This window comes from Desulfovibrio legallii (assembly GCF_004309735.1).
Taxonomy (GTDB): Bacteria; Desulfobacterota; Desulfovibrionia; order Desulfovibrionales; family Desulfovibrionaceae; genus Desulfovibrio; species Desulfovibrio legallii.
This window is the reverse complement of record NZ_SIXC01000003.1, coordinates 211863-223442: the sequence shown is the minus strand read 5'-3', so window position 1 is coordinate 223442 and position 11580 is coordinate 211863. Positions and strand designations below refer to the sequence as shown.

Annotated in this window: 12 protein-coding genes and 1 tRNA gene; 10 read left to right on the top strand and 3 right to left on the bottom strand. The window is 63.7% G+C overall.

Features of this window, described 5'->3' with window-relative positions:
* The first annotated feature begins 1 nt into the window (after position 1).
* The 3 genes from EB812_RS03545 to EB812_RS03535 all read left to right on the top strand — a co-directional run bounded on the left by EB812_RS03545 (position 2) and on the right by EB812_RS03535 (position 2882).
* Positions 2-1411, top strand: a complete 1410-nt coding sequence (locus EB812_RS03545; protein ID WP_242621180.1) for an MATE family efflux transporter — start codon at positions 2-4, stop codon at positions 1409-1411.
* A gap of 61 nt (positions 1412-1472) precedes the next feature.
* Positions 1473-2366 carry a DUF2156 domain-containing protein gene (locus EB812_RS03540; protein ID WP_118229996.1) on the top strand — a complete coding sequence of 298 codons (894 nt, stop codon included), beginning with the start codon at positions 1473-1475 and terminating at the stop codon, positions 2364-2366.
* A 177-nt stretch (positions 2367-2543) separates the two neighbouring features.
* Positions 2544-2882 (top strand): YnfA family protein, encoded by a 339-nt coding sequence (locus EB812_RS03535; protein WP_118229997.1) that lies wholly within the window; start codon positions 2544-2546, stop codon positions 2880-2882.
* Between the two features lie 107 nt (positions 2883-2989).
* Here EB812_RS03535 and EB812_RS03530 read toward each other — a convergent pair.
* Positions 2990-3066: transfer RNA gene (locus EB812_RS03530), tRNA-Arg, on the bottom strand.
* Positions 3067-3233: 167 nt separating this feature from the next.
* On the opposite strand from EB812_RS03530, the gene EB812_RS03525 reads away from it, so the two are divergent.
* The 6 genes from EB812_RS03525 to EB812_RS03500 all read left to right on the top strand — a co-directional run bounded on the left by EB812_RS03525 (position 3234) and on the right by EB812_RS03500 (position 9153).
* Positions 3234-4019 (top strand): hypothetical protein, encoded by a 786-nt coding sequence (locus EB812_RS03525; RefSeq protein WP_118229998.1) that lies wholly within the window; start codon positions 3234-3236, stop codon positions 4017-4019.
* 125 nt (positions 4020-4144) lie between these two features.
* Positions 4145-4504, top strand: a complete 360-nt coding sequence (locus EB812_RS03520; RefSeq protein ID WP_118229999.1) for a hypothetical protein — start codon at positions 4145-4147, stop codon at positions 4502-4504.
* A 22-nt stretch (positions 4505-4526) separates the two neighbouring features.
* Complete coding sequence (locus tag EB812_RS03515; protein ID WP_118230000.1) at positions 4527-4871, top strand: hypothetical protein; 345 nt, start codon at positions 4527-4529, stop codon at positions 4869-4871.
* 32 nt (positions 4872-4903) lie between these two features.
* Complete coding sequence (locus EB812_RS03510; protein ID WP_118230001.1) at positions 4904-6223, top strand: bifunctional folylpolyglutamate synthase/dihydrofolate synthase; 1320 nt, start codon at positions 4904-4906, stop codon at positions 6221-6223.
* A gap of 9 nt (positions 6224-6232) precedes the next feature.
* Positions 6233-7663: an L-seryl-tRNA(Sec) selenium transferase gene (gene selA / locus EB812_RS03505; RefSeq protein WP_118230002.1), complete on the top strand. Its 1431-nt coding sequence runs from the start codon at positions 6233-6235 to the stop codon at positions 7661-7663.
* 98 nt (positions 7664-7761) lie between these two features.
* Positions 7762-9153 carry an aminopeptidase gene (locus EB812_RS03500; protein WP_118230003.1) on the top strand — a complete coding sequence of 464 codons (1392 nt, stop codon included), beginning with the start codon at positions 7762-7764 and terminating at the stop codon, positions 9151-9153.
* Positions 9154-9570: 417 nt separating this feature from the next.
* Here EB812_RS03500 and EB812_RS03495 read toward each other — a convergent pair whose 3' ends face one another.
* Together EB812_RS03495 and EB812_RS03490 are read right to left on the bottom strand one after the other, a co-directional pair.
* Positions 9571-10257: a nucleotidyltransferase domain-containing protein gene (locus tag EB812_RS03495; protein WP_118230004.1), complete on the bottom strand. Its 687-nt coding sequence runs from the start codon at positions 10255-10257 to the stop codon at positions 9571-9573.
* 76 nt (positions 10258-10333) lie between these two features.
* A complete protein-coding gene (locus EB812_RS03490; protein WP_118230005.1) occupies positions 10334-10741 on the bottom strand; it encodes a winged helix-turn-helix transcriptional regulator in 408 nt (135 codons plus the stop codon).
* A gap of 201 nt (positions 10742-10942) precedes the next feature.
* On the opposite strand from EB812_RS03490, the gene EB812_RS03485 reads away from it, so the two are divergent.
* Complete coding sequence (locus EB812_RS03485; RefSeq protein ID WP_118230006.1) at positions 10943-11410, top strand: nuclear transport factor 2 family protein; 468 nt, start codon at positions 10943-10945, stop codon at positions 11408-11410.
* Positions 11411-11580: the final 170 nt, after the last annotated feature.

The window sequence follows — 11580 nt, the reverse complement described above, 5'->3', positions numbered from 1 at the left end:
TGTGACCTCCCTTCGCGGCGCCCCCCCGCCGCAAACCAGCCCCGCGCCGGACCTGAGCACCGCCCCCCGCGCCGTCTGGCGGCTTACCTGGCCGCAGATGCTCATGATGTACCTTATGTTCTTCATGGGCTTTGTGGCCGTATGGGTGGCCGGGCAGCTCAGCGCACAGGTGCAGGCCGCGCTGGGCATGGTCAACCAGTGCGGCATTCTGCTTATGGTGGTGGCCATGGCCGTCTCCAGCGGGGCAACGGCCGCGGTAAGCCAGTCTCTGGGCGCGCTGCGCGTGTCCCGCGCCCGGCGCTATGTTGTCACCACCGTGGCGGGCAGCCTGGGCCTGGGCCTGATTATTGCACTGGTCGGCTGGCTCTACGGCGACCCGCTGCTGCGCCTTTTGCAAGTGCCGGAAAGCATCTTTCCCCTCACCAGCGACATGTGGCGGGTAAGCATGCTGGGGCTGCCCGCCCAGTACGTCTACGCCTCCACGGGCGTCATGTTCCGGGCCACGCGCCAGGTGCTGCCGCCCCTCTGGGTGGCCGTGGGCGTGTGCGCCCTCAATCTGCTGGGCTGCCTGGGTCTGGGCCTGGGCTGGTTCGGCCTGCCCAAGCTGGGCTATATGGGGCTGATCTGGACGGGCGTGGCCGTGCAGTATCTGGGCGCGCTGTGCAACTGTCTGCTGCTGGCCCGCTACGGCTACCTGCGACGCGACGCCCTGCCCCCCTTCCGCTGGCTCAAGGCCGCCCTGCCCTACCTGCTCAAGGTGGCCCTGCCTGCAGGGGCCGCGCAGATCGTCTGGCAATCCGGCTACATGACCTTATTCGTATTGGTGGCCTCCCTGCCTGCGGACAGCGTCAACGCTCTGGCCGGGCTCACCGCCGGTCTGCGTGTGGAGGCCCTGCTCTTTTTGCCCGGCATGGCCTGCAATATGAGCGTGGCCGTGCTGGTGGGCAACAGCCTGGGCGCGGGCAGGCCGGAAGAGGCCAAACGCGTGGGCCTGTTCATGGTGCTGGTGGCCGCCGCAGCCATGAGCGGTATGGCCGCCCTGCTCTGGCCCTTCCGCGCCGAGGTCGCCGCCCTGCTTTCGCAGGAAGCGGGCACCCGTGCGCAGATCGTCAGTTACCTGACCTACAACCTGCTTTCCACGCCCTTTTCCATTGCCAGCACGGTCATGGGGGGCATAATGGTGGGCGCCGGGGCCACCAGGTACAACCTGCTTATCTTCGGCGGCACCTTCTGGTTGGTGCGCCTGCCGTTGGGCTGGCTGCTGGGGCATGTGCTCTGGGGCACGGCTTCGGGTGTGTTCGCAGCCATGCTCTGCTCCCAGGTTCTGCAGACCGCCATCATGTTCTATGTAGTGCGCTACCGCGACTGGACGCGCTTTGCCATGCGCTGCCGGCACCAGCGCGCCGTCTGATCACACAGCATATACCACGCCCCGGCAGGTGCACCGCCGGGCCGTGCAAGGAGATATACCCGTGAGCAAAGACTTTACCCCCGTTACCCTGGAAGACCGCGAGCGCTATTACGAACTCTGGCAGCGCACCCCCTGCCGTTCCCTGGACTATACCCTGGCCAACCTCTGGGGTTGGCAGGCCTATTACGGCCTGGAGTGGTGCTTTGCGGACAACCTTTGCTGGATACGGCAAACCCGCCCCAATCTGGTCTGCTGGGCCCCGGTGGGCGACTGGAACGCCGTGGCCTGGAAGGATCTGCTGCCCTGTGGCTTTGACGTGGCCGAGCACAGTGTGACCCGCGTGCCTGAAACCCTGCTCCATATCTGGCAAAGGGCCCTGCCGGGCCAGGTGGAAGGCCGGGAAGATCGCGGCCAGTGGGAATACCTCTACAACCAGACCGACCTGGCCGAGCTGCCCGGCAACCGTTTTCACAAAAAGCGCAACCACTACAACGGCTACATCAAGGCCTATGGCCAGCCGGACTACCGCCCCCTGAGCGACGCCATGGTGGAGGATGTGCTRGGCCTGCAGGACGACTGGTGCCAATGGCACGAATGTGAGGGTTCGCCTTCGCTGCAGGCGGAAAATGAGGCCATCAACCGCGTGCTCTCGCACTGGAACTGCTTTCGCGGCCTGACGGGCGGCTCCCTCTATGTGGAGGGCCGCATGGTGGCCTTCAGCGTGGGCGAAAACCTGGACGACGTAAGCCTGGGCGTGCACTACGAGAAAGGTCTCAACGGCTTCAAGGGCGTCTATCAGACCATGAACTGTGAGTTCTCCCGCCGCGCCGGGGCCGGCTTCACCTATATCAACCGTGCTCAGGACCTGGACGAAGAAGGCCTGCGGCAGGCCAAGATGACCTATCTGCCTGCGGACTTTCTGCGTAAACATCAGGTTGTCATCCGGCAAAAATAGCGCAACTCCACCGTGGAATTGCGCTGCTGCCCGCGCAGACAAACGCCCGCCATAAAGGCGCTGACGTCGGCTATGCGCGTTGGCAAGCGCCGGAACGGGCGTCGCACGGCCTTTGAGAAGGCGCATTATCAAAGGTAACATACCCCAAAGGCGCGAAAAACGCCTTGCGGAGGGACCATGCTTGTGCTTGCCAAAACCCTGCTGCTCTTTGTGCTGACGGCCCTGGCCGAAATCACGGGCTGCTTTCTGCCCTACGTCTGGCTGCGCAAAGGGGGGTCTCCCTGGCTTCTGCTGCCCGCCGCCGCCAGCCTGGCCGTGTTTGCCTGGCTCCTGACCCTGCATCCCGCGGCCAGCGGCCGGGTCTATGCGGCCTATGGCTGCGTGTACGTGGTCACGGCCCTGGCCTGGCTCCGCCTGGTGGACAAAGTGCACCTGTCCAATACGGATATGCTGGGCGGCGCGGTGGCCCTGGCAGGCATGCTGATCATTGTTTCCGGCTGGGGCGGCGCTTCCTGAAAGCCGCGAAGCGACCATCCCCCGATTTTATGCGGTACGACCCCCAAAACGTCACCAAAACAAAAAGAGGGACACTCGGCGCTGACGAGTGTCCCTCTGAAATATATTGGCGCGCCCGGAAGGGATCGAACCCTCGGCCTGATGCTTAGAAGGCATCTGCTCTGTCCAACTGAGCTACGGGCGCGTGCGTGTGGAGCGCCATAGTAGGGATGGAGCGGCCTCACGTCAAGCATCCCGCATCTGCGACGCCTTATCCATAATGCGGCAACTTGTCACACTCACACAATTTTTTTGTCATACTGCTTCTCTAGCTTACGGCAAACGGCATTGGTCCACAAGCAAGGAGTTTGTATGGACACGCACAATCCCCACCACTCCGGCCGCCGCGCTTTTCTTAAAAGCACGGCCGTCGTCGGCTTTGTCCTGGGTGGCGGCTTCGCCGCCCGCGTCGCGCCCGCGGCCACAGGCCGCTACGACATCAAACCCATTTCCTTTGACCGCTGCGTCGCCATGACACCGCAAGAAATCGCCGAGGCTTCACCCCTGGTGCGCGAATCCTGGGCCTACCTGCGTGAAACCGCCGGCAGCATCCAAAATGCCGAGCTACGCCGTCAGGTATTGGACATTCTGGATAATCCAGCCCCGACACTGGCCAAAAACCTGGACCAGGAGGCCGCTTCCCGCGCCCTGAGCAAGGCTGGCCTGCGTGTCGCCGCAGCCCAAACGCCTCTGCTGCCTCCCACCGCAGACCCGCAACGCGCGCCGCAACCCTTCCGCAGCGCACCGGGCAGCGGCTGGCAAAGCCACCACGCCTACCCCGGCGGTCTGGTCACCCATGTGGCCATGAACGTGCGCTCCACCCAGGGGCTGCTCCGCGACTATCAGGAAACCTTCGGCTTCACTCCGGATAAGGATGTGGCCCTGGCCGCGCAGTTGCTGCACGACCTGCACAAGCCCTGGGTTTTCCAGTGGCGCAAGGACGGGGCCTGCCGCACGGAACAGCCCCTGGCCGCCACGGGCGAGCACCATGTGCTCAGCGTGGCCGAAAGCATTACGCGCAAAATCCCGGCCCCGGTGGTGGTGGCCCAGGCCTGTGCCCACACGCATCCCGGCACAGCTAAAGCAGTTAGCGAATGAAATGAGCTAACTGCTCTGCAAGGATTTTCTTGAAAATCCTTGCCACGAAATGCGAGAAGGCAGGCTTTTGCCTGCCGTAAGCGAGCATTTCAAGTGTTAAATGCACTAAAGACGAGGCGCAGGTAGTGGGCTGGATCAAGGCCGCAGCCCTGCTGGCCGGGGTGGACCCCGTGCGCGCGGACCTGCTGGCCCCTGGCGGCGAAACTTTGCCGTTGCCCCGGCGCACCGAGGGTTTTCTGGTGCACCTGGGCGACCACGATTTTGTACTCTCCGTCCCCGCTGCCCAGTGGGTCACCCCTGTGCTGCGCGCCTTGGCCGAAAAAAAGTACGGCCTCAAAGGGGCGGACCTGGACGGCCTGCCCGGCAACAACTTCCGCAATTATGTATTCGCGCAGCTCAGCGCCATGCGCCTTTACGGGGCGCTGACCGTCGGCGGGCCGGCCGCCGTGGCCGAACTGGCCGCCAGCGCGGTACGCCCGGCCTGAACACATCTCAATGAGCGTCCTCATGAAAAGTATGTTCCTGGCCTTATTAGCTCTGGTCCTGTTCCCAGCCGCCACGCAGGCCGCGACCGTCTATCCGCTGGATCAGGCCGAAATCCTTTCCGGCAGCCGTTTTGACGTCAAGGTGGAATTTTCCTCCAGGCTGCCCGACCCCAATGCCGCGCGGCTGACCATCAATGGGCGCGATGCCGCCCAGGTACTGGGCAAACAGCCCCAATTCGTGCCCGATGAGGATGGCAAAGGCTCTGCTCTCATCCTGCGCGGGGCAAGCCTTCCGGCTGGCGCGTATACGGTGGAAGCCCGTGGAGGGGATAATGAGCTCCGCCACAACCCCCTGCACAGGCGCTGACAGCCGTCCCGCTTTGGGATAGGCTGTGCGCCATGACGCAGTTTTCTTCCGCCGCCGACGTAGTGCGGCATCTGGACGGTTTGGGTCTTTTTCACATGGACCTGGGGCTGAAGCGTATGCACCGCGCCCTGAAAGCGCTGCACCTGACCCGCCCGCCTTTTGTGACGGCGCAGGTGCTGGGCACCAACGGCAAGGGCTCCACGGCCGCTTTTCTGGCCTCGCTGGGCATGGCCCACGGCTGCCGCGTGGGGCTCTATACCTCCCCGCATTTTGTCCACCCGGCCGAACGCATCCGCATTGACGGCCGCCCCTGGCCGGAAGACGCATGGGCGGCCCCGGCCAACGCCGTGATGGAGGTCGCGCCGGACCTGACCTATTTTGAATTTCTTACCGTGTTGGCCCTGCTGGCCTTTGCCGAGGCGCGGGTGGACCTGGCCATACTGGAGGCCGGTCTGGGCGGCCGGTACGACGCCACCACCGCCGTGGCTGCCGATGTGCTCTGCTACACGCCCATAGCTATGGACCACAAGGCCGTGCTGGGCCCCACGCTCACGGCCATCGCCACAGACAAAGCCGCTGCCGTGCGCGGCTCGGCCCCGGTCTGCACAGCCCCCCAGTTTCCCGCCGCCGCCCGCGCCCTGGCCGCCGCCGCCAAAGCCCATAGCGCGCCGCTGACAAAGGCAGCCCCCGTGGCCCCGGACCGGCCTCTGGGGCTGGCCGGGCCGCACCAGCGCACCAACGCCGGTCTGGCCCTGACCGCCTGGCAAAGCCTGGCCCCTCTTTTGGGCAAAAACCTCCAAGACGTTACCGCCCAGGCACACGGCTTGGCCACGGCCTTTCTGCCCGGCAGGCTGCAATACGTGCCCGGCGGCGACGGCCTGCCGCCCCTTCTCCTTGACGGCGCGCACAATCCGCACGGCATGGCCGCCCTGGTTGCAGCCTTGCGGAACGCGGACCTGCACCCGGCCGGGGCCGTGTTCTCCTGCCTGGGAGACAAAGACTGGCAGCCGGCCCTGCACCTGCTCAAAGACTGCCTGGGCAACGCGCCCCTCTTTATCCCCACGTTGCGGAACGAACGCGCTGCGCCCGCCGCCGTCATCGCGGCGGCAGCCAACAGCTGCGGCCCAGCCACGGCCCAAGCCCTGCCCGACGGCCCGGAAGCGCTCTCCCAGGCCCTGTCCCGCGCCGCCGCCCTGCCTGAAGTGGGGCCGCGTCGCCCAGTGCTGCTGGCCGGGTCGCTCTATCTTTTGGCCGAATTTTACGCTCTGCGGCCGCAGTGGCTCAATCCGCCCACATCCGCCGCCTGTCGGCCTGATATTTTTGCCGCCTCTCCCGTCCAACCGACCCCGTAAGGACTTGCCATGTCTGACCTGTTTCGCGCCATTCCCGCCGTGGACGCCAGCCTCAACGCCCTGCTGGATGTTGATCCCACACTGGAAGCGGCCCCGCGCCCCTTGTTGCGCACGGCCGTGACAGAGTTTTGGGACGCACTCCGTGAGGACATCCGTCAAGGCCGTGTAACCCGCCCTGCGGACCTTGCCCTGGACGCAAACCTGTCGGCCCTGCTCGCCCATGTGCGCCGCGCACTGCTGCCCCGGCTGCGCCCCGTGCTCAACGCCACGGGCGTGGTGGTGCACACCAATATGGGCCGCTCCGTACTGGCGACGGCAGCGCAGGAGGCCGTACGGCAAGCCGCCGCCGGCTACTGCAGCCTGGAGCTGGACCTTGCAACCGGCGGCCGCGGCAGCCGCCACAGCCTGGTGGAAGACCTGCTCTGTCGCCTCACCGGAGCCGAAGCCGCACTTGTGGTCAACAATAATGCCGCAGCCGTACTGCTGGTGCTGGATACCTGCTGCAAAGGCGGCGAGGTCATTGTTTCGCGCGGGGAGTTGGTAGAGATCGGCGGCAGCTTCCGCATCCCGGAAGTGATGGAAAAAAGCGGCGCGCGCCTGCGCGAAGTGGGGGCCACCAACCGCACCCACCTGCGGGACTATGCCGCCGCCATTACGGGAGAAACCCGCGCCCTCATGCGCGTGCACACCTCCAACTACCGCATTGTGGGCTTCCACTCTGCCGTACCACTGGCGGAACTGGCGGCCCTGGCCCACGAACGCGGCCTGCCCCTGATCGAAGACCTGGGCAGCGGGAGCTTTACGGATTTTTCGCCCTGCGGCCTGCCCAACGAACCCACAGTGCCCGCCGTGGTGGCGCAGGGGGCGGATCTGGCCACCTTCTCCGGCGACAAGGTGCTGGGCGGCCCGCAGGCCGGCGTCATCGTGGGGCGGGCGGACCTGGTGGCGGCCCTCAAGCGCAACCCCCTCACCCGTGCCCTACGCTGCGACAAGCTCTGCCTGGCAGCGCTGGAGGCTACCTTGCGCCTCTATCTGGAGCCGGAAACGGCCCTCCGGCAGATCCCCACCCTGCGCATGATCACCTGCCCACCGCAAGCCTTGTCCCGCGCCGCCGGCGTTCTGGCGGCCAAACTGCGGCGCGGCCTGCGCGATGCGACGGGGCCGCTCTGCAGCGTAAGTCTGCGCCGGGACGTTTCGCGCGTGGGGGGTGGGGCCTTCCCCCAGTACGACCTGCCCACTACCTTGGTCTGTCTGACCCCGGCCAAAGGCAGCGCCACGACCCTCAAGCGCGCCCTGCTGCGCACAGACCCGCCCCTCATCGGCCGCCTGGAGGGCGACGCCTTCTGCCTGGATCCGCGCACCCTGGACCCGCATCAACACCCCGCGCTGCTGCGCACCTTGCGCGAGGGGCTGGCCCTCTGCGCTGACGGACTTATCTAAGAAAAAGACGGCGTGCCGTGGCGCGACGCTCCGGCACGTCCGCCATTCAGACCGGTTGAACGAAGAATGCGGCAGTACAAGCCGCAAAAGGAAGATGCATGGACACACCCTTTGCTTACACCCCCAAAAGCGCCTGGGACAACGCCGACGCCGCAGCCCGCAAGGACATGGACGCCCTGGCCGCCCGCTATGTGGACTTTCTTTCCCGTTGCAAAACCGAACGCGAAACTGTGGCCTATGTCTGCGAGCGCCTGAAGGCGCAGGGCTACGCCGCCACGGGCGACAAGGTTGTGCGGCCCCTGCGCGGCAAGGCCGTTTTTGCGGCCCGGCGCGGCGCTCTGCCGCTGGAAAAGGGCCTGAACCTGGTAGCCGCCCATGCGGACAGCCCGCGCCTGGATTTCAAGCAGCGCCCCCTGGTGGAACAGGCCAGCGTGGCCCAGGCCAAAACCCACTACTACGGCGGCATCCGCAAATACCAGTGGCTGGCGCGCCCTCTGGCCCTGCACGGGGTGGTCGTGCGCGAGGACGGCACGGTTCTGCCCGTGACCATTGGCGAAAAACCCGGCGAACCCGTGTTCTGTATTGCAGACCTGCTGCCCCACCTGGCGCAGAAGCAGTCGGCCCAACCCGTCAGCGAGGCTTTTGAAGGAGAGAAACTCAACGTCATTCTGGGCCACAGCCCCAAACCTGCCCCCAAAACCGCAAAAGGCAAGGAAAAGGAAGACGCGCCCAAAGAACCCGTCAAGGCCCTGCTGCTGGAACTGCTGCACAAAAAATACGGCATTACCGAAGAAGATTTTGTGACCGCCGAGCTGCAGGCAGTGCCCGCCGGTCCCGCACGCTTTGTGGGCTTTGACAAGGCTCTGGTGGGCGCTTACGGCCAGGACGACCGCATTTGCGTGTTCACGGCTCTTGAAGCCTTGCTGGAAGCCGCGCCCACGGGCCGAAGCATGGCCGTCATGTTCTGGGATAAGGAAGAAATCGGCTCGGACGGGGCCACCGGCGCTTCCTCGCGCTTCTTCCAGTACTGCGTGGAAGACTTGGCCCGCGCCTGGGGGCAGGACCTGCCAGCCTCGCGCGTATTTCTGGAAACCCGCGCCCTTTCGGCCGATGTGGCCGGCGCTCTGGACCCCGATTACCAGGACGTGCACGAAAAACAGAACGCCGCTCTTCTGGGCTACGGCCCCACCTTCTGCAAATTTACGGGTTCGCGCGGCAAATACGGAGCCAGCGAGGCCGATGCCGAATACTTTGCCGCCCTGCGCGGCCTGTACAACAGCAAGGGCATCCCCTGGCAGGCGGCGGAGCTCGGCAAGGTGGACCATGGCGGCGGCGGCACGGTGGCCCTGTTCCTGGCGGCCTACGGCATGCGCGTCATTGACCTGGGCCCGGCCATCCTGTCCATGCACAGCCCCTTTGAACTGGCCAGCTGCGCGGATATCTACGCCACCACCCAGGCCTACCGGACATTTCTGGAAGCGCAGGTCTAGAGCATTTAACACTTGAAATGCTCGCTTACGGCAGGCAAAAGCCTGCCTTCTCGCATTTCGTGGCAAGGATTTTCAAGAAAATCCTTGCAGGGCAGTTAGCTCATTTCATTCGCTAACTGCTCTAAGGCAGATTACCTTTGAAAATATGTGTTCGCAAAGGTTACGGCAGGCTCGTTCCGGCGCTTAACCGCGCAAATACATTGCGCTTGCGCCTCCACGGCGGGCATCTGCTTCCGCAACCGCCAGGGTATTTTGAAGTTGAACTGCCCTAAACCTTGCGGCCCGGCCCGGCCTCAGGGCTGGCCGGGACATAAGAACCAGACGAGCGGACCGCGTGAGCAAGCCCCCCGCGGTCCGCTGCCGTTTTGGCGGGCCGCGCGGCCTTGCGCCCCTGTGAAGTGCCCCCCGTGCAAGGGGTCAAACCCGTCTGTCCAAATCCTGAAGGGTCGCAGCGGCCCAATACAAAACAAATCGGCAAAAGGCGTCTGCAGCCGCGTCCCACGGCAAAGGCACGGCCATAGTGTCCATGCACCACCGCAGCATAACAGCGGCGTCGCCAGTTAACAGGGCGCACAACGCCTCCCAACTGTGCGCGTACTCCCCGCCCCGCAGATAGACCACGATGCGCAAGGCGAAAAAAAAGTTTTTCTGCAGCTGCCGCAGGGCGGCGGTTTTGCTGGCCCCGTCTGACAGCAAAGCGGTGTGGACCGCCCAATGGTAAAGACTGGAGACGCCGAGCCGAGCCCCCATAATGGTGTCTTGCAGCCCCACTGGCGGCAGCAAAGTTTCCAATTCGCCGTAATATGCCGTGGTATCCCGCGCAAACTGAAACAACTCCAGAGCCGGCCAAGCCCGGAGCGTATCCCGGTCACAGGTAAAACCACCGGCCTTTTCGCCTTCGGGAAGCCGCCGCAAGGTCGCCCGATACGCCGCCAGCGTTTCCAGGTCCAGTCGGTCTAGGACTGTCAGGATATCTATGTCGCTCTCTTCAACGGCATCGCCACGTTCATAGCTGCCCTGCAATCCAACAAACAACACATGTGCGCCAAAGCGCCGCCGCAGGGCGGATACGGCCTCCGGCATCCAGACCTGCGGATCAATCATAAAATCTCCAGAGCGGTCAATACTGCTCTAACTTCTTTTATGCACTTCCAAGTGTCGCCAGGCCCCGATTTGCATGTCACAGGGGCAGTGCCCCTTGCGTGGCAGTAACGGCCCGCTTTTCATATACAGCACGCGCGTCGCAAATGGCGGCATGGTTGGCGGCGGCCCAGTGCACCAGCACTTTCATGGGCGTCAAAAAGGATTTGCCCAATTCCGTCAGTTGATATTCCACACGTGGCGGCACCTCCGGATATACCGTGCGCAGCAAATACCCATCCTGCTCCAAATTTCTGAGCGTTTTTGCCAGCATCTGTTTTGAAATGTCGTCCAGTTCGCGCAACAGTGCACTAAACCGCAACGTCTTGCCGTCCAGGGCTTCCAGCACAAGCAGGCTCCATTGATCGCCAATACGGTCGAGCACATCGCGGATGGGACAAGGCTGCGCAAAAACCGCCTCGGCACGCTGCGGCGCGTTCTCTTTCATCTTTCTTCCCCTACCTTGGTCACTGTTGTCTGACCTGATAATTTTTTTGCGACTCCTTGCACGCGTCCACAATTCGCCTATGCTTTGTCCAGAATATGGACCTTGTATCAAATGGAAACCATGAAAACAACTCTGCCGCGCCCGCCGCAATGGCTCAACCGACAGAGATAACAGCCAAAACTGTAAAATAAAGGAGCTTTAATGGTTCGCCCTCTCGCATTGGCAGCACTTATGGCGGTCATAAGCCTGCCGTTGGCCGTGCAGGCCATGGCACAGGAACAGCGCAACCTGTCCGCAGAAGAAGCTAACCGCAAACTGGTCGTGCAGTTCTATGACCAGTTTTTTAACAAACATGACGTGGCGCACGCCGCAGAAGTCATCAGTGAAGACTATATCCAGCACAATCCCGACGTACCGGACGGGAAAAAACCGTTTGTGGACTACTTCACCAAATTTTTTAAAGGAACGCCCCAATCAAAGGCGCGTATAGTGCGCACGGCCACGTCCGGCGATCTGGTCTGGCTGCATGTGCATTCCACCAATACAGCCACAGACAGAGGACAGGCGGTGCTTGACATCTTCCGCGTCAAAGACGGCAAGATTGTGGAACACTGGGACGTCATTCAGGATGTTCTGGAACAGTCGGCCAACGGAAACAGCATGTTCTAAGAAAACCTGCAGGGCATATGGCGCGGCCGCGGGCACACCCCAGCAGATTTTGCCTTTGCCCGCTGCACCGCGCCATTGCCCCTTCAGCAAACGCCCAGCCGACAAAAGCCTCCGCACCGCGGGGGAGATGCCAGATAACGACCGCGAAAGCCGCAGTGCAGGGCCGTAGC